The organism is Streptomyces litchfieldiae (assembly GCF_031845365.1).
In the GTDB taxonomy this organism is placed as follows: domain Bacteria; phylum Actinomycetota; class Actinomycetes; order Streptomycetales; family Streptomycetaceae; genus Streptomyces; species Streptomyces litchfieldiae.
In genome coordinates, this window is sequence record NZ_JAVREL010000025.1 from 57,263 (window position 1) to 75,494 (window position 18,232).

At 71.0% G+C, this 18,232-nt stretch carries 13 protein-coding genes and 1 pseudogene; 5 read left to right on the forward strand and 9 right to left on the reverse strand.

What is annotated here, in order from left to right; translation table 11 throughout:
• Positions 1 to 28: 28 nt before the first annotated feature.
• The 4 genes from RM590_RS30730 to RM590_RS30745 form a co-directional block, all read right to left on the reverse strand.
• The gene (locus tag RM590_RS30730; protein ID WP_311708047.1) at positions 29 to 1,504 is read right to left on the reverse strand and encodes an amino acid adenylation domain-containing protein; all 1,476 of its coding nucleotides are present in this window, start codon (positions 1,502 to 1,504) and stop codon (positions 29 to 31) included.
• A complete protein-coding gene (locus RM590_RS30735; protein WP_311708048.1) occupies positions 1,501 to 2,640 on the reverse strand; it encodes an acyl-CoA dehydrogenase family protein in 1,140 nt (379 codons plus the stop codon). The genes RM590_RS30730 and RM590_RS30735 overlap by 4 nt, the downstream gene beginning before the upstream one ends.
• Positions 2,618 to 3,994, reverse strand: coding sequence for a cation:proton antiporter (locus RM590_RS30740; RefSeq protein ID WP_311708049.1), 1,377 nt, complete (start codon positions 3,992 to 3,994; stop codon positions 2,618 to 2,620). Before RM590_RS30740 ends, RM590_RS30735 begins: the two co-directional genes overlap by 23 nt.
• A 313-nt stretch (positions 3,995 to 4,307) precedes the next feature.
• Positions 4,308 to 5,897, reverse strand: a complete 1,590-nt coding sequence (locus RM590_RS30745; protein ID WP_311708050.1) for an MFS transporter — start codon at positions 5,895 to 5,897, stop codon at positions 4,308 to 4,310.
• Between the two features lie 76 nt (positions 5,898 to 5,973).
• On the opposite strand from RM590_RS30745, the gene RM590_RS30750 reads away from it, so the two are divergent.
• Positions 5,974 to 6,594, forward strand: a complete 621-nt coding sequence (locus tag RM590_RS30750; RefSeq protein WP_311708051.1) for a TetR/AcrR family transcriptional regulator — start codon at positions 5,974 to 5,976, stop codon at positions 6,592 to 6,594.
• Between the two features lie 118 nt (positions 6,595 to 6,712).
• On the opposite strand, the gene RM590_RS30755 is transcribed toward RM590_RS30750, so the two are convergent.
• From RM590_RS30755 to RM590_RS30765, 3 genes are read right to left on the reverse strand one after another with little or no spacing between them, the layout of a single operon-like run.
• A complete protein-coding gene (locus RM590_RS30755; protein ID WP_311708052.1) occupies positions 6,713 to 7,216 on the reverse strand; it encodes a methyltransferase family protein in 504 nt (167 codons plus the stop codon).
• 57 nt (positions 7,217 to 7,273) lie between these two features.
• A complete protein-coding gene (locus RM590_RS30760) occupies positions 7,274 to 8,935 on the reverse strand; it encodes an NAD(P)/FAD-dependent oxidoreductase (protein ID WP_311708053.1) in 1,662 nt (553 codons plus the stop codon).
• Positions 8,932 to 13,290 carry a type I polyketide synthase gene (locus tag RM590_RS30765; RefSeq protein WP_311708054.1) on the reverse strand — a complete coding sequence of 1,453 codons (4,359 nt, stop codon included), beginning with the start codon at positions 13,288 to 13,290 and terminating at the stop codon, positions 8,932 to 8,934. The genes RM590_RS30760 and RM590_RS30765 overlap by 4 nt, the downstream gene beginning before the upstream one ends.
• 86 nt (positions 13,291 to 13,376) lie before the next feature.
• Here RM590_RS30765 and RM590_RS30770 point away from each other — a divergent pair, with 86 nt between their 5' ends.
• Together RM590_RS30770 and RM590_RS30775 are read left to right on the forward strand one after the other, a co-directional pair.
• A complete protein-coding gene (locus RM590_RS30770; protein ID WP_311708055.1) occupies positions 13,377 to 13,592 on the forward strand; it encodes a hypothetical protein in 216 nt (71 codons plus the stop codon).
• 271 nt (positions 13,593 to 13,863) lie between these two features.
• On the forward strand, positions 13,864 to 14,724 hold the full coding sequence (locus RM590_RS30775; protein WP_311708056.1) for a helix-turn-helix transcriptional regulator: 861 nt from the start codon (positions 13,864 to 13,866) through the stop codon (positions 14,722 to 14,724).
• A gap of 15 nt (positions 14,725 to 14,739) precedes the next feature.
• Here the strand turns inward: RM590_RS30775 and RM590_RS30780 are convergent, their stop codons facing one another.
• Together RM590_RS30780 and RM590_RS30785 are read right to left on the reverse strand one after the other, a co-directional pair.
• On the reverse strand, positions 14,740 to 14,958 hold the full coding sequence (locus RM590_RS30780; RefSeq protein ID WP_311708057.1) for a hypothetical protein: 219 nt from the start codon (positions 14,956 to 14,958) through the stop codon (positions 14,740 to 14,742).
• Between the two features lie 55 nt (positions 14,959 to 15,013).
• Positions 15,014 to 15,598 carry a TetR/AcrR family transcriptional regulator gene (locus RM590_RS30785; protein ID WP_311708058.1) on the reverse strand — a complete coding sequence of 195 codons (585 nt, stop codon included), beginning with the start codon at positions 15,596 to 15,598 and terminating at the stop codon, positions 15,014 to 15,016.
• An 80-nt stretch (positions 15,599 to 15,678) separates the two neighbouring features.
• Here RM590_RS30785 and RM590_RS30790 point away from each other — a divergent pair.
• Both RM590_RS30790 and RM590_RS30795 read left to right on the forward strand, forming a co-directional pair.
• Positions 15,679 to 16,899: pseudogene (locus RM590_RS30790) on the forward strand (MFS transporter); the annotation flags it as partial.
• Between the two features lie 80 nt (positions 16,900 to 16,979).
• The gene (locus tag RM590_RS30795; protein ID WP_311708060.1) at positions 16,980 to 18,137 is read left to right on the forward strand and encodes a LacI family DNA-binding transcriptional regulator; all 1,158 of its coding nucleotides are present in this window, start codon (positions 16,980 to 16,982) and stop codon (positions 18,135 to 18,137) included.
• Positions 18,138 to 18,232: the final 95 nt, after the last annotated feature.

The window sequence follows — 18,232 nt, forward strand, 5'->3', positions numbered from 1 at the left end:
GTGAGTTGTGTGTTCCTCGGGCGCCGGGTCAGGGCCGTGCCGCTTCGGCCTCGGCCAGGAGCAGGCGTCGGTCGAGCTTTCCGTTGGGGGTCCTCGGGAGGTCTTCGCGGACCGTCAGTGCGTCGACGATCATGTAGTGGGGCAGGCGCTCCGCACACCGGCGCTTGACGGCGAGCAGGGAGGGACGCCGGTCGGTGGCCGGCACCACGACGGCGTGCAGCCGGGCGGCGAGTCCGGATCCGACGACCAGGACGGCCGCGTCGGCGACGGTGTCCAGGGATGAGACGACGGCCTCGACCTCGCCCAACTCGATGCGGTGGCCGCGGATCTTGACCATGTGATCCCGGCGGCCGACGTAGTGGAGGTTGCCGGCCTCGTCACGGCGGGCCAGGTCGCCGGTGCGATAGGACCCACGCTGCGGCTCCTGGCCCCAGTAACCGAGCATGACGGTGGGGCCGGCCACGACGACCTCGCCCTCCGCCGCGTCCTCCGGGTCCAGCAGCACCGTGTCGCCGCTGCACGCACGGCCGATCGGGACGGGTGCCTCACGTTCCAGGTCGGCGTCGGTGACCTCGTAGGAGGTGCACACGTTCGTCTCGGTCGGCCCGTACCAGTTGAGCATCCGTACCTTGGGCCAGGCCTGGCGCAGCGTCCGCACATGGTGCGGGGCGAACGGCTCCCCGGCGAAGACACAGGCGCGCAGCGCGGGCGGCGGCGCGTCGTCCAGCAGTCCGCCTTCGCGCATCATCAGGCTGATCGCCGACGGCACCGAGTACCAGACGGTGATCTCGCGCTCGTGGATGAACCGCACGAGCTGGGATGGCGCGTAGGCCAGTTCTTCGGGAACGAGGTGCACCGAGGCGCCGGTGAGGAACGCGGCGTAGAGGTCGAAGACGGACAAGTCGAAGTTGAAGGGGGCGTGATTGGACAGCCGGTCGCCGGGGCCGATGTCCAGCTCCTCCGCGGCCCATTGGACGAAGGCCAGCGCCGCGCGGTGGCTGATGCACACGCCCTTGGGCATCCCGGTGGAGCCCGAGGTGTACAGGATGTACGCGGGCTCGTCCGGCAGGGCGGCGTAGGGAGGGGGAGGGGCAGAGGCGTCGCCGTCCGCGAGGAGCAGCAGGTCGGCGAAGTTCAGGAGATCCGCCGCGGCCCAGCCGGCCTCGCGGGCGCGCCGTTCGCAGTCCTCGTCGGCCACGACGAGCGCGGGTGCCGCGCTCTCGGTGATCAGGGTGAGTCGTGCCGGGGGGTTGGTACCGGTGACCGGTACGTAGAGCGCGCCGAGCCGCAGCGCGGCCTGCATGACGGCCACCGGGTGCAGGCCCTTGCGGCTCCAGACCACCACGCGGTCGCCCGCGCCGACTCCCCGCCGGGCGAGGGCCGTGGTGTAGCGGTCGGCGAGCTGGTCGAGCTCGCGGTAGCTGATGGGCCCCTCCGGGCCGTGCAGGGCCAGTGCCTCCGGGCTGCGCCGCGCGGAGTCGGTGAGCAACTGATGGAGTCTCATAGTCCCAGCTCCCTTACGATGAGTTCCCGCTGGATGTCCGACGTGCCCGAGAACAGCACCGCGGGAACGGCGTCACGCAGCGCCGCCTCGATGCCGTCGGTTTGCTGGTATCCGCGCCCGCCGAAGATCCGGACGGCGTCGAGCGCACTGGTCACCACGCCCTCGGAGATCGCCAGCTTGGACAGGGCGATCGCCAGGGTGGCCGGGCCGCCCCGGTCCATCTCCCAGCAGGCGCGGTAGAGCAGCAGCCGGGCGCTCTCGGTTCGGAGCTTCATTTCCGCGATGCGGTGGGACACGGCCTGGAAGCGGCTGATCGGTTTGCCGAACTGGCGGCGTTCGCGGGCATGGGCCACGCACTGGTCGAGGACGCGGTCGGCGAGGCCGAGGTAGCCGGCGAACAAGCAGGCCCGCTCCCAGCCCATGGAGTGCTGGAATATGACGCCGCCCTGGCCGGGCGCGCCCAGCACCTGGGCGTCCGGCACGAAGCAGTCGTCGAAACGGAGGGCACCCGCCGGGCACTGCCGCAGGCCCATCTTCTCGAAAGGTTCGCCCGCGGTGACGCCCGCGCTCGTGCGGTCCACGACGAAGCCGGTCGCGCTGAAAGGGCCGGCCTTGGGGTCGGTGGTGGCGTAGGTGACGTACACGTCGGCGGCCGGACCGTTGCTGACAAAGCTCTTCTCGCCGTTGAGGACCCAGCCACCCCGCACGCGTTCGGCGGTGACGGAGAGCCGCGAGACGTCGGAACCGGAGCCGGACTCGGTGATGGCGTTGCCGGCGATCAGCTCGCCGGAGCACATCCCGGGCAGTATCCGCCGCCTCACGTCCTCGGTGGCGAAGTCGGCGATCGGCATACCGCAGGCGAAGAGGTGCGCGCTGACGCCGAAGACCAGGCCGGTCTCCGTGCAGCCGCGGCCCAGGGCCTCCACGGCGTGCGCGGTGTCGAGCGCGCCGAGGCCGCCACCGCCGTACTCGGCGGGGATGGAGAGGCCGAGCAGACCGAGGTCGCCCAGACGCCGCCAGTCCTTGCGGGAGTAGTACTCCTGTGCCGCGGCGGTGCCGGGCGGGAACGCGTCACGCGCGGCGGCGAGTGTCGCCTCGTACCGGGCGCGTTGCTCATCGGTCCAGTCGAACTTCACGGTCCCTCACCTTCGAACGTCGAGGTCCTTCACGTGTGGTCAGGCGGTCGGTCGCCCCGCGGGCACCGGGGGGCGTTCCGGCCTCGCCGGACCGGCCCGTCCGGGTGCCCCCGCGGAGGGCGATGCTGAGCAGTGGCGACGTCATGGCCGTGGTCACGAGCGCCATGATCACCATCGTGGTGAACAGTTCGGTGTTGAGCAGCCCCAGGTCGAGACCGACGTTGAGAATCACCAGCTCCGTCAGACCGCGAGTGTTCATCAGCAGGCCGAGTGTCGTAGCCTGATGCCAGCTCATGCCCGTCATCCGGGCGGACAGCAGCACGCCGCCGAGCTTTCCCGCACAGGCCGTCAGGACGATCAGGACCATGTGCAGGGCGCCGGTCGCGGTGAGCGAGGAGAGGTCCACGGACAGCCCGGTCACCACGAAGAAGACGGGCAGCAGCAGTCGGCTCGTGTTCTCCAGAGGAATCAACGCGGCCTGGTGCAACAGCTCGCGTTCCGGACCGCGGGGCATGACGAGACCGAAGACGAACGCGCCGAAAATGGCGTGGAGCCCGATCTCCGAGGTGACGTAGGCGGAACCGAGCGCGCCGGAGGCGGCGAGCATCGGCAGGTAGGGCGCCGCTGCGGCCGTCGCGTGTCGGGCGAGGCGGGCCAGGAGCGGCCGTACGGCCAGCAGCATGACGGCGATGTACACCGCGCCCCAGCCGACGACGCCCAGGAAGCCGGCCGCGCCGGACGCCGTGACCAGCGCCACGACGGTCGCCAGCAGGCACCAGGCGAGGATGTCGTCCAGCGCGGCGAGGGCGAGGGCGAGGGTGCCGACGGGCGTGGCCTGCAGCCCGCGGTCCGCGATGATGCGGGCCAGCACCGGGAACGCCGCGATCGACATGGCGGTGCCCATGAACAGGGCGAAGTCCAGGAAGCGGAGGCTCTCGCCCTGCACGGTGTCGTGGGAGCGGAACAGCAAGGTGGCGAGCAGGACGCCGAGTGCCATGGGCAGTGCGGCGGCCGAGAACCAGATCGTGACGGTGGTGCGCCGTCGGCCGCGAAGCGTGGCGTAGTCGAACTCCCAGCCGATGAGGAACATGAAGATGAGCAGGCCGATGTGTGCGACGACGCCCAAGTGGTCCCGGACGGCCGTGGGGAAGAACAGCTCCGGCAGGTCGCCGGGCAGCAGGCCGAGCAGGCTCGGCCCCAGACAGATGCCCGCGGTGATCTCTCCGATGACGGCCGGTTGCCTCAGACGACGGCTGAGCACAATGAAGCCCACGCCCACGAAAAGCACGAGGGCGATGCCGCCGACGGCCGTGGTGGTGATCCAACCTGAGTCGCCCGATTGGGCAAGGCTCACGATAACTCCTGAGTGTGGTCGGCGCGGTGAGTCGCGATCGACGTGACCGGGGGTCGTGAGCAGCATCGGGACCAGGGCTTGAGACCCGGTCAAGATACGGAAGAACTCCGTGAAGAGGGCGGTTCGGCGCGGCCCATCGTGGGGTTCCGCGCGACGGGACGCGCGTCGGCGGCCCCAGCGGCTCGGCGGACAGCGGCCCGCCGGCCGCGTGCGCACGCGGCCGGCGGGCCCGGCGCGTCCGGTCGGGGGCCCGGCGCGCCCTCCTGAGCGCCACCGGTGCGGAGTACCCGGGGCTCAGGGGTCTTTGGAGGGGTCAGCTCGCGCGGGTCATCCCCGCACCGTTACCGGGCTGCCCCTCCGGGTCGGTCTGCCGCGGCGTCGGGTGCCCGCTCCGGCCCGGGATCAGGAACAGTCCGAGGACCGCGGTGAGTCCGGCCAGGCAGACGATGGTGAGAGAGGAGGCGTTCATGCCGTCGATGAACGCCGAACGCGCGGCCTCCAGCATCTGTCCCGCGACCTCCGGCGGTGCCTGCTGGGCGAGGATGGTGGCCCCGCCGAGCGAGTCCTCGGCGATGTCCCGGGCCTCGGGCGGCAGTTCTGCCATCAGCGCGTCGGGAAGTTCGCTGGCGTACACGCTGGTGAGCACGCTGCCGAAGACGGCGATGCCGAGCGAGGCGCCGACCTCGATGGAGGCGTCGAACGCACCGCCAGCCACCCCACTGCGCTCCTTGGGGGCATTGGACATCACCGAATCGGTCATCGACGGGATGGCGAGCCCGGTGCCGAGCCCGACGAGGACGCCGGCGACGATGACGGGGGTGTCGGTGCTCGAGAGGTCGACGGTGCTGAGCGCGTAGGCACCGGCCGCGCCGAGGAGCAGCCCGGGAACGATGGCCCAGCGCGCGCCCACGCGGTGATAGATCCGCTCGCCCACGGGCACGGCCAGCAGGATGCCGATGCCGGCGGGCAGCAGTCGCAGTCCGGTGTCGAGCGGACCTTGGCCGGAGAACTGCTGGGCGTGCAGTGTGATCAGGTAGATCATGCCGATGGACACCGTCAGGGCCAGCACGGCGAAGCCCGCGCCCGCGGCGAAGTGCCGGTTGGAGAACCAGTTCAGATCCACCATGGGCTCCGCCACGCGGCGTTCGGTGACGATGAAGAGGACGAGCGCGATCAGGGACAGCGCCCACGCACCGAGCACCTCGACCGACGTCCAGCCCTTGGACGGTCCCTCGATGAAGCCGAAGACCAGGCTGCCGAGCGTCAGACAGGACAGGAGCGCGCCCAGCGGGTCCAGCTTTCCCGTGTCGCGATCGCGCGTGGCCGGCAGCAGGGGGATCGCGGCGACGAACAGCACGACCACGACCGGCACGTTGAGGTAGAACGCCGCCTCCCAGCCCCACACCTCGACCAGTGCGCCGCCCAGCATCGGGCCGAACGCGAGACCGAGACCGGCCGAGGCCGACCACAGGGCCAGGGCCCGGCTGCGCTCCTCCTCGGGGAAGATCATGCGGACGAGGCCGAGCGTGGCGGGCATGATCAGCGCTCCCGCGATGCCCAGTCCGGTGCGGGCGGCGATCAGGTGTTCCGGCGAGTCCCCCAGGCCGCCCAGGACGCTGAACACCCCGAATCCCGCCATGCCCCACAGCAGGGCCGCGCGGCGCCCGATCTTGTCGCCGAGAGCACCGAAGGCGAAGAGGAGAGCGGCCATGGTGAGCGGGTAGGCGTCCAGCATCCACTGCAATTCGGAGCTGGTGGCGCCCGTTTCGCTCGCCACTTCACGCATCGCGACGGCGAGCGCGATGTTGCCCGTCACGACGAGGAAGAGAGCCAGGGAGAGGACGGCCAGTCCCCCCCAACGGCGCGGATCGGGCTCGCTGGCCGGCACAGATGATTCGGACACGGGACAACACCCCTTCGAGGACCAACAGTACAGTACTGTATCGTACTCTAAAGAGGTGGTGGCATACACTCCCCCCATGTCCACGGCGCGACTTCGGGGCGGCCAGGCCCGCCAAGATCAACTGCTGAGCATCACGCTCGACGTGCTCCGCGAGACCGGGTATGACCGCCTCACGATCGACGAGGTAGTCGCCCGGGCGCATGCCAGCAAGACGACCGTCTACCGCAGGTGGCCCTCGAAGTCGGCGCTGGTCGTCGCGGCCTTCGTCAACGCCGTCAGCGACCTGCCGGCGGGCCGGGACACCGGCTCGCTGCGCGGCGACCTGCTGGCCTTCTTCCATGACCTGATCGCCGAGATGGAGCGGCTCGCCGACGTCATGGCCGGTCTGGTGGGCGAGCTGAGGCGCAACACCGAGCTGGCCGCCGCGATGCGGGAGGGCTACATCTACGCGCGGCGACAGGCCGTCATCGACGCGTTCGTCCGAGCGCGGGACCGTGGCGAGATCGCCAAGAGCGCGGACGTGGACATGCTGTGGCAGATCGCGCCGGCGGTCATCTTCTTCCGGTGGCTGCTGACCGGTGAACCCGTGGGGCGCGAGGAGGCGCATCGCCTGGTGACCGAGGTGGTGCTGCCCCTGGCGCTGGCAGGCACGGACGGAGATGCCGACCGGCACTCCGGTCCGGGCACCGGCCCCTGATCCCGGTGCTCCAGCGAACCGCCCCGCCGGGCGCCCGTGACGGGCGCCCGGCGGGGCGGTGTCCTTTACAGGTACGGCGGCTCCGGTCCGGACTCACACCGGCGGAGACCGCCGGTTCTCATCCGCTCCACGGCCGCGTCCTCGGTATCCAGCGCGGCACCTCGCGCCGGTAGACGTCGTACTCCTCCCCGAAGCGCTTACGCAGGTCGGGTTCCTCGAACAGTGGGATCAAGATGGCGTTCAGGGCGAAAAAGACGAGGAACCAGGTGCCGATCCACGGCGAGCGCAGCACCAGCGCCTCGCCGCCGATCACCATGATCGCCGCGCTGAGCATCGGGTTGCGCACGTGCTTGTAGGGGCCCGCCACCACCAGCTTGGTGGGTGCGTCGAACAGCGCGAGGGTGCCTTCCCCCTTCTTGTCGAAGAGCAGCACGGTCCACACGAAGAAGTACAGGCCGCAGACCAGGAAGACGCCGCCGATGGTGGCGAGTGTCAGGGTCACTCCGGTCGGGGTGTCCACGGTTCCCACTCCCGCCAGCAGGCAGATGGTGGTGGGAATCACGACGATCATCATCACCGGGAAGGTGAGGACGGGCAGAAGATGCCGTTTCAGGGGTGCCATGCCGAGTCCTTCTGGGCTTCGAAGAGTGTGAGCGGTCGGTGGGGAGACGGGGGCGGGTCATTGCCTCTGGGCTGCCATCGCCTGCTTCTTCAAGGTCTCGATCGCCGTGAGCGCCAGCGCCCCTACGTCGGCCGGCGCGTCGCCGCGGGCCCACTGCTCCAGCGCCTGCAAGTCCTTCGGCGTCAGGTGCGGGAAGCGGGCGGAGGTGTCGAGAACGAAGAAGTCGGGCACCCAGTCGGCCTCATGGAGCCACCGCAGCAGCGTGTCCGCGGCCTCCTGCGGCTTCCTTCGGCCCTCGGCGGCCGCGGCGCACTCCGCCACGGCGTTGTTCAGCAACTCGTTGTATCCCGCGTGGCCGGGGAAGACGGAGCCGAAGAACTCGATGTCCTCCAGGGCCCGCACTTCCTCGTCGCTGCCGGTCTCCAGCAGCGTGTTCGCGGCCCGCTGCATGACGAACTGCCCGAAGCGCAGGCCTGTTTCGAAAACGGAGAGTGCGGAACGCCACAGTGCGTGATCGGTCAGCGAGGCCGTGATCAGGGAGACCACCCGATCGTCGCCGGCCAGCAGTCGGCGCGTGATCCGGTGCATGGCCGCGAACCGTTCCGTGGCGAAGTCGCCGTCCCGGACGGCGTCGAGCAGCCGCCAGGCCAGCGCGTTGACTTGTTCAAGACTGGTGATCAGGCCGCGGTTCAGCCACGGGTCGACATACCCCGCGGCCTCGCCGATGACGCACCAGCGTGGCCCCACCGTTGTGGCACACACGTACTGCTGACGCTCCTCGGTGAGCCAGGGGCCCGTCGGCTCGGCCTTCTCGAAGAGGGGGGCGATGCTTGGGAAGCGTGCCAGGAAGTCCTGGAAGTCGGCCTCGGGCGAGGCCCCGGCGGGAAAGCGGACGGCGTCCAGATTCAGGCAGACGCTCTGGGTGTGGTTCGTCGACTCCGGTCGGTTGCCGAAGTCGAATATCTCCAGCCAGCCGCCGTCGAACAGGTGGCGCACGCTGCCCTCGTGCCACGGGGTGGGGGCTTGATAGGCCTCCCCGCCGAAGACATCGTCGAAGGAGCGCACCCCGCGCATGTGGGTGTACAGGGAACGCGTTTGGGAACTCAGCGGGCACGGGTCCTCGTGCAGCCCCCAGCGTGCGGCGAACGCCGAGTTCCGGTCGCCGGCGTCCACCAGATAGCGTCCCGTCAGCACCTTTCCGCCGTCCAGGGTCACCCGTACACCCTCGGACGACGCCTCAACCTCCTCAATCCGGACGTCCGTCAGGCGCCTGGCGCCGTACTTCTCGGCTGTGCCGGCAAGGTACTCCTCGACCTCGGGACGGTAGAGGCTCGGCTCCGGCGGGATCGTCTTGGGCGGACTCATCTGCAGTAGCTCGTCCGGATTCTGCGCCTGGCCCGCGCGGTGGTACACGAAGCCGTGGCAGCGCTCCATGCCCCCGGAGGCGCCCACGATCCGGGTGAGTTCGGCCAGGCTGGTCAGGTGGGCGAACTCGGGGACGGCGTACCGCGCGGCCAGCGTGCGCAACAGCAGGGCGGAGTATCGACCCAGCATCTCGCCGCGGCCGAAGGGCTGCCGGCCGCTCTCGGCGGCCACCGTGACCCGGACCCCATGCTTCGCCAGAACGACGGCCAGGGCGTTGGCGGCGACACCCGAGCCCAGCACGATGACGTCGCTGTCCTCCGGCCCCGTCGCGGCTCCGGGGTGTGGAATGTTCACTGAAGACTTCCTTCCATGTGAGAAGCGGTCGGCAGGAAACCGGTCCGCACCATCCAGTCGAGGTAGATGTCGAGAAGATCGCCGTCCAGTGGGGGACAGACGATCCGGCTGCCGTCGAGCGCCGCGGCGAGTTCGTCGACGCCGTAGCTCATGGAGTCCTCTCCGGCGCGGACGATGTGGGCCATGGTGTCGATCAGCACGTGAAGCGGGTTGTCCCGGCCGTTGCCTATGTCGTCGCGGAGCTTCGTCACGAAGTCCTCGCCCGGGATCTGTTCGATCGGCCAGCCGCGCCGCCGCATGTGCCCGATCATGTCGTTGAACGACATACGCGCCGGGTTCACCAGATGGAAGCTGTCGCCGAACCCCTGCGTCGTCCTGGAGATGTGCACCAGCGCGCGGACCGCGTAGTCCGCCGGGATCATCTCGACGAGCATGTCCAGATAGGGTGCTGTGCCCATCTCCGCGCAGCCCTTGATGACGGCGCAGGTGAAGCTGTTGGTGAGGCAGACGCCCGCCTCGGTGTCCCCGGTGACCTGCCCGAGCCGGTACACGTTGACCGGGATGCCCCGCTCTCGCGCCTCCAGGACGACATGCTCGGCGACGTACTTGCTCTGCACGTACCCGTTGACCAGCCGTCCGGCGCGCTCCAGTCCGTCGGTCTCCGAGAAATGCGTCGTCAGATCATCGGGGATGCCCCAGATCGCGAACGTCGAGACGTGGTTGACCGGAGTGAGCGGTCCCCGGCATGCCAGCCGCAGGATCTCTTGCGTGCCACCGACGTTCGCCGCGTACAACTGCCGGTAGGTATGAACGAAGTTGACGGTGGCACCGTTGTGGTAGATCGCGTCGACCCGGTACGCGAGGGTGTCGAAGGCCGCCTCCGACATGCCGAGCAGCGGCTTGGCGAGGTCGCCGGGGATCACCGAGATCCGCGACTCGTCCCCTTCCTGCCACGGCAGGTAGGCTTCCAGGTTCCGTCGCAGCCGCGTCATGCCTTCCGCCTCATCCACACAGCGCACGAGACAGTGCACCTGCGCGCGGGTGGAACGCAGTAGCTCGTGCAGCAGATGGGCGCCGACGAAGCCGGTCGCGCCGGTGAGCAGAACCTCCTCCGGGTCATCCCACGTCTCGCGGCTCGGAGTTCCCGGCCGGATCTCCTCGGGAAGGAACGCCTCCGCCCGCAGGCGCGCGGGATCGGTCCAGTCGGCCCTGGCCGCCGACTGTTCGGCTCCGCCCGCCCCGGCCAGGCCGTGTTCACTCTCCAACAGGCGCACGATGTGCGCCGCCCAGGCCGAGACTGTCGGCTGCTCGAACAAATCCGGCAGCGACGCCGTGACGCCGAACGTGTTCTTGCAGGCGGCGACCACCTGCATGGCCATCAGCGAGTCCATCCCGAGTCCGAGCAGATCGGTGTCGGGCGCGATCTCGTCGGCCGGTGTCCACAGCGCTCCCGCGAGCACCTCGCGCAGATGGCCCGCGACCAGCCCGGCGCGCCCCTCGGGCGCCGTCTCCATGACCAGGCCGAGCAGCTCCGCGTCGCCGGAAACGCCACCGGAACCCCCGGCCGGCTCCTGCCGCGGCCCTCCGTCCGCCACCTCTCCCAGGGCGATGGGCTGCCGTTCGGCGAACCAGTACCGTTCCCGCTGAAACGCGTAGGTCGGCAGATCGACCGGTACGCTCGGCTCCTCCGGGTACAGGCGGGTCGTGTCGACCGGGGCGCCTCGCACGAACAGCTCACCCAGAGCGGCCCGGATCTGCTCGCCGTCCGCCGCACTCCGGCGCATCGACGCGATCCAGGCGCGGTCGTCTCCCGGCAGGCATGCCGAGCCGAGACCCAGCAGTGTCCGGCCGGGGCCCGTCTCCAGGAACGTGGTGAACCCGGCGTCCGCCAGCGCGCGCATTCCGTCGCGGAATCGCACGGCCTGCCGAGCGTGGCGGCACCAGTAGTCGGGGTCGGCGAGGGTGTCCAGGCCCACCGGCTCGCCCGTGACGTTGGAGATCAGCGTCAGCCGCGGCACGGCGTACTCCACGGAGGCCGCGACGGCACGGAACTCGGCGAGTGCCGGCTCCACCAGCGGCGAGTGGAAGGCATGGCTGACACGCAGCCGTTTCGCTTCGACGTTCCGCGCGGCGAGGCGCGCCGCGATCTCCGTGATGGCGTCCTCGGCACCGGACAGCACGGTGTCCCGCTCGCTGTTGACGGAGGCGACGGAGACCAGGTTGCTGACGGCCGCGGCCTCGGCGGATGCCTCCTCCTCGGACAGCGGTACGGAGATCATCGCGCCCGGCTCGGGAAGCGACTGCATCAGCCGGGCCCTCGCCGCCACCAGCCGTGCGGCGTCTTCCGGGGCGAGCACCCCGGCGACGCAGGCCGCGACGAACTCGCCGACGCTGTGCCCCATGACGGCGCCCGGCTGCACGCCCCACGACCGCCACAGTTCGGCGAGCGCGTACTCGACGGCGAACAGCGCGGGCTGCGTGTACTCCGTCCGATCCAGCAGCGCCTGCGCCTCCGCGTCGCCGTACAGCACGCTCAGCAGCGGCCGTTCCAGCAGCGGGCGCAGTGCCTCGTCACAGCGGTCGAGGGCGGCCCGGAACACGGGTTCCGTCTCGTGGAGACCGCGGCCCATGTCCGGGTACTGGCTGCCCTGACCCGGGAAGAGGAACGCGACACGGGACTTGCGGCCCGGCGCCGCCCGGCCGCTGACCAGTCCCGGAGGCCGCCCGTGCGCGGTGAACGCCGCCAGTCGCTCCCGCAGTTGCTCGGGCGATCCGGCGACGACGGCCAGGCGGTGCGGCAGATGCGCCCGGCCGACGGCCGCGGCGCGGCACAGGGAACGGAACGGTACATCGTCCCGGTTCGCGAGCCAGTCGGCCCAGCGCCCGGCCTGGCCGCGCAGCGCCGCCTCGGACTTTCCGGACAGCAGCAGCAGTTCATGGGGGCGGTCGGGCTCCGGCCGTGCCTTGCGGGCGGGCGGACTGCCGAGCACCATGTGGACGTTTGTCCCGCTCGCACCGAACGAGCTGACGCCCGCGCAGTTGCCGTCCTCGCCGCTCGGCCAGTCAACGGCCTCCGTGGGAACGGCCAGGTGCATCCGGTCCCACTCGATGTTCGGGTTCGGGGTGGTCAGGTGCTGGTTCGGCGGGATCTCCCGGTGTTGCAGGACCAGAGCGGCCTTCAGCAGTCCCGTGACGCCCGCGGCGGCCTCCAGATGACCCACGTTCGTCTTGACGGACCCCACCCACAGCGGGTCGTCCACCGACCGGCCGGCGCCCATGACGGCCTCGAGCGCCCGCAGTTCGATCGGGTCGCCCAGCACGGTGCCCGTGCCGTGCGCCTCGACGTAGCCGACACGGTCGGGCGTGACCCCCGCGTCGGCGAGCGCGGCGCGGATCACCTCCTGCTGGGCGGTGCCGCTGGGCACCGAGAGGCCGCTGGAGCGGCCGTCGTGGTTGACGGCACTGCCGCGGATCACCGCGATCACGTTGTCGCCGGCTGCCTGGGCGTCCGACAGCCGCTTCAGGACCAGGATCACCGCTCCCTCGCCCCGGCCATAGCCGTTGGCCGAGGCGTCGAACGTCTTGCACCGCCCGTCCGGCGAGATCGCGCCGGCCTTGCTGACCAGGACGAAGCCGTAGGGGGTGAGCATCAGATTGACGCCGCCGGCGAGCGCGAGGTCGCACTCGCGGTCACGCAGGCTCCGGCACGCGAGGTGCGTCGCCATCAGGGAGGAGGAACAGGCCGTGTCCACGACATGGGAGGGGCCACGCAGGCCGTACTGATAGGAGATGCGCCCGGCCAGGAAGGCCGGCTCGCCGAACAGTTGGTAGGGGTCCACGTCCGTGACATCGCTGAGCTGCTGCCGCATCCGCACGTAGTCGCTGGTGCTTGCCCCGAGGAACACCCCCGTGCTGCTGCTCTCCAGGTTGTCGGGCGGGATGCCGGCGCGTTCCAGGGCTTCCCAGGAGACCTCCAGGGCCATGCGATGCTGCGGGTCCATCCCCACCGCGTCGCCGGGCGAGATCCCGAACAACGACGCGTCGAACGAGGCGGCGTCGTCGATGAAGCTGCCCTCGACGCAGTAGGCCCGGCCCGGGGTGTCCGGCGCCGGATCGAACAGCGCCTCCGCGTCGCCCCGTTCGGCGGGGAAACGGGACACCGTGTCGTCCCCGTCCCGCAGCAGCCGCCAGAACTCCTCGGGCGAGTCGGCACCACCGGGGAGCCGGCACCCGATCCCGATGATCGCGATGGGCTCCTTCCTGGCCCGCTCGCGGTCCTCTATGAAGGACCGTAGCCGGACGATCATCTCGTGCGCCCGGCCGAGTTGCTCCTGATGGTCAACCTCTGGGCTCATCGCTTGTCCACCTTTCTCGTCCTCCTCCGTTTCCGCGCACGACAGGACGGGCGGGCTGAAGCGTGGCAGGTGGACCTGGATCCTGGGTGGAGTCGGCGTGGGGCGGCTCGGTCCGCGGCACGGCGAGCACGACATCGGGAATCACGGGTGCGGCGCGTCTCGTCGCCGCGGGCTTCGGGGTGGGCTCGCGCGCCTGGCGGGCCCCCGGCGGCCCGCCGCTGGACTCGCTCCGCACCCCCTTCGCCTGGCAGCCGGGCTGGACCTACGCGCTGCCCGCGGACTGGTCGGCCGCCACCGGGTGAACCGCCGGATTCATGGTGCCGGGACCGACCGCGCCGCCAGCCGCCATGGACCCCGCCGGAGGGCCGGACTCAGTTCCCCACGCCGAGGTTGGACATGAACGCCGCCGGGTAACGGTCGCCTGCTGCCCAGGGTTCGTGTCTGCATCGCAGTCTCCTTCGTCGTCGATCTGTCACCCACCTTGCGCCGACGCCGCGATGCGCGGGAGCGGAGCGTTCATCAGGGGAGAGCCGCTCCCTGGATAGGCCCGCCGCCGCGCGGGAGCATGGGGCCATGGAACGTGACCAGCTCGCCGACTTCCTGCGCCGCCGCCGCGAGGCGATCCGCCCGGCCGAGGTCGGCATCGCCGACGGCCCGCGCCGCCGCACGGCCGGCCTGCGCCGGGAAGAGGTCGCGATGCTCGCCGGCATGTCGGTGGACTACGTCGTACGCCTTGAGCAGGGCCGCAGCAGTCAGCCCTCGACCCAGTTGCTCGGCGCGCTGGCCCGGGCGTTGCGCCTCTCCGACGACGAGCGCGACCACCTGTTCCACCTGGCCGGCCACCGGCCCCCGCCCGCCGACGGGACGGCCCGCCTGGCCCGGGCCGGCCTGATGCGCATGCTCGACCTGCTCGGCGACACCCCGGCCTTGGTGCTGTCCGGCCTGGGCGAGGTGCTCGCCCAGAACCGGGCGGCCGTCCTGCTGGCGGGCGACCACACCCGCTTCACCGGCGACCGGCGCTACTCCGTGTACCGCTGGTTCACCGACCCGGAAGCCCACGCCGCCCACCCGCCGGAGGAGCACGAGTACCACTCCCGCCAGATGGTGGCCGACCTGCGCGCGGTCGCCGGCCGCCGGTCCGGCGACCCCGTGGTCGCCGGACTCGTCGACCGGTTGCGGGCGGCGAGCGCCGACTTCCGCCGGCTCTGGGCCCAACACGAGGTGGCGGTCCGGCGCGCCGACCGCAAGACCATACTGAACCCGCGGGTTGGCCGCGTGGAGATGGACTGCGAAACCCTGGTCACGCCCGACCTGGGCCAGCAGCTGCTGGTGCTCACCCCGGCGAACGCCGAGGCCCGCGAGCGACTGGAGCTGCTGCGGGTCCTGGGTACCGAGGAATTCCCCACCGGGACAACGGACACGCCCACACGGTGAAGTGCGCGGCGGTGGCTACTCGAACCAGCGATAGCCTCGCCGGGCCAGCAGGAATGAGCCGAATACACACCCCAGGCCGACCAGCGTCATCACAGTATCGAGGATCAAGAGAGTGTTCCTGTCCGGTATTTCGGAATCGACGAACAGCAAGTAGTGCCCCAGGAAGCCTCCGAGGCCCGTGATGAGCAGGCCCGCGAAGAGGAGCGTGAATCGATTGACCGGCAACCAGAACATGGTCGCGAGTGTGCGGGACGGCGGTCGTCCCCTCAAGTGACCTTCTTGTCCGGGTTCATTGCGAGGTGAGGCGTTCGACGGCGGCGGTGGCGAGGGCCGGGTCCTGGGGTTCGATGTCGAGGGCGCGGTGGATGGTCAGGCCCTCGATGAGCGCGTCGAGCAGGCGGGCGGTGGTGGGGTCGAAGTGGCGCTCGAGGGCGGCACGGCTGCGGGACATCCACGCGTTGGTGAGCTTGCGGAACGCCGGCTGGCGGGCGGCAAGTGTGTACAGCTCGTGGGTCAGCACGAGGTCGCGCTGCCTGCCGAACACCTCCGCGGTGATGAGCGCCGTGATCGCTTGCTTGGCCGACTCCGTGTCCGTGGCCGCGGACATGCGCCGTTCGAACTGGTCGATGACCGACGAGGCGAAGCGTGTGAATGCCTCCTGGAGCAGTTCGTCCATCCCGGAGAAGTGGTAGGTCATCGAGCCGAGCGGGACGCCCGCCGCGGCGGCCACCTTCCGGTGTGAGGTGCCCGCGACGCCGGACTCGGCGATCACGTCCAGGCATGCCTGGATGATCCGTTCCCGCCGTTCGGGATCGCGGCGACGTGTGCTGCCGTCGGCGTTCTTGGCCGCCGCGGCGTCGGAGGTGTCGGTCATGCCCGTCCTGGAGCGCTCGTACGAGTGGTCCCCCGATGCTACGTGTACGAACGTACGCCATTGGGTGTACGTTCGTACACGTGAGTATCGACGTACGCGCCCGGCCGGCCGAAGTGGACCGGCGGGCCAGAACCGCTGTGGCGGCGCTCTTTCTGACCAACGGGGCGCTGTTCGCCAACCTGGTCCCGAGATTTCCGCAGATCAAGGCCGACCTGGACATGAGCACCGCCGGCTACGGGCTGACCGTGGCCGCGTTCCCGGCCGGTGCGATCACGGCGGGACTGGCGGCCGCGGTGCTGATCCGGCGATTCGGCTCGGCGCCGATGGCGGTCGCGGGCACGTGCTTCACGGGTGCGGGCGCGCTGGCCGCGGCCCTTGGACCGTCCGCGGCCGTGTTCGCCGCCGCCCTGTTCGTCGCTGGGGCGACGGACGCGGTCACCGATGTCGCGCAGAACGCGCACGGTCTGCGCGTCCAGCGCCGCTACGGGCGCTCGATCATCAATTCGTTCCACGCGGTCTGGTCGATCGGTGCCGTGCTGGGCGGCTCGATGGCCGCGGGCGCGATCGCGCTGGACGTGCCGCGCGGCGTCCACCTCGGAGTCGCGGCCGCGCTGTTCTCGCTCCTCGCCTTCGTCGCGCTGCGCTTCTGCCTGCCGGGCCGCGACGACGAGCCCAACGACGACCCTGGCAGCGCCCCCGGCACCGGCGCCCAGCGCCTGCCCGAGATGTCGCGCTCACGCCTCCGACCCCGGATCGTTCTCCTGATCGCGGCCCTGGTCCTCATAGCCATCGGCGGCACGATCGTGGAGGACGCCGGGAGTTCCTGGGCGACGCTCTACCTGTCGTCCGATCTGCACGCCGCCGGAGCCCTGGCCGCGACCGGCTACATCTGCCTGGTCGGCGCCCAGTTCGTCGGCCGAATGATCGGCGACCGGCTCGTGGACCGGTTCGGGCAGCGGGCCGTCGCCCGGACCGGCGGCCTCATGGTCGCCGTCGGCATGGGCACGGCCCTCGCCTTCCCGACGATCCCGGGCACGATCGCCGGCTTCGCCGCCGCGGGCCTGGGCGTGGCCACCCTGGTGCCCGCCGCCATGCAGGAGGCCGACGAACTTCCGGGACTGCGAGCCGGGACGGGGCTGATGATCGTCTCCTGGCTCATGCGTCTGGGGTTTCTGCTCTCGCCCCCGCTGGTCGGCCTGCTCGCCGATTCGGCCGGGCTGCGCGTCGGTCTCCTGATCGTGCCGGCCGCCGGCGTCCTGGTCGTTCTCCTGTCCGGAGTGCTCCAGAGGCGCGGACTTCCGGAGGCCGGCCCCGTCGTCCACGGTCCGGGGACCGGAACCGCCGCGAAACCCGTGCCCGCCGTCCAGGAATCCCCGCGGTCATGACCCGGCCGAGGGGAGCGGCGGCCAGGGGCGTCTTCCCGGCCGTGCCCGCGGTCCGGGCCGCCACCATACGGGACGTGGCCAAACGCGCCGGCGTGTCCGTGTCCACGGTGTCGCGGGTGGTGAGCGGGACGGGATACGTGAACGCCGACACCCGCCGGCTGGTCGAGAAGGCGATCGCGGAGTTGGGGTATGTGCCCTCGGCGTCCGCTCGCGGACTGGTGGCCCGCAGAACCGGAACGCTGGGCCTGTGCCTGCCCGACGCGGGACCGGCGGCCCACCTGCGCGAACCGGCGCGCACCGGCTCGGGCGTGGAACTGATCACCGACGACGGAACGGCACCCGGCGGGCCCGCCTGGGGCAGCCTGTATTTCGGCGAGGTCGTTCGGGGTGCGGAGTTCGCGGCGTGGCAGGCGGGCCTGTCGGTGATCGTGGCGGTCGCCCGGCCCCCGGAGGCCGAGGCGCGGGCGCGCGACCTGGCGGGCCGGGTCGACGGGCTGATCGTGGTCGCCGGGACGCTGCCGGACGACGTTGTGGAACATGTGGCGCACCGGGTGCCGGTCGTGCTCGTCGCGGGGCCGCGCCCGGCCGGCGGGTACGACCACGTGGGCGTCGACAACGCGCGGGGAGTGCAGGTCCTGGTCGAGCATCTCGTCCGGGCGCACGGGATTCGCGACGTGCGGTATGTCGCCGGGCGCGCGGGCACTCCCGACGACATCGGCCGTTTCCGGGGCTTCCGCGCGGCCATGCGGGCGCTGGGGCTGCCCGTGCCGGCGGAGCCGGCGCTGCGCGGTGACTTCTCCCGGGCGACCGGGCGCCGGCTGGCGCGGGGCCTGCTGGCCGAGCACCGAGGCGGTCGGAGCCCGATGCCGGGGGCGCTGGTGTGTGCCAACGACGAGACGGCCCTCGGTTTCCTGGACGTGCTGACCGCCGAGGGGTTCGACGTGCCGGGGGACGTGGCGCTGACGGGTTTCGACGGCATCGACGGCGGGCGCACCTCCTCGCCCCGCCTGACGACGGTCGAGCAGCCGATGACGGGTCTGGGGCGGCTCGCGGTGGACGTCCTGCGCGCGTGCCTGGCCGATCCGCGGCTGCCCCGGCAGGACCTGCTCGTGCCCGTGCGGGTGCTGCTGAGGGAAAGCTGCGGCACGCACTGACCCGGCACGCCGCCGTATGGGAACGTTCCCCTACTTCCCGGGCGCCGGCCCGCACTACGGTGGCCGGACTGTTCCCGTGGAGCCGCACCCCCGAA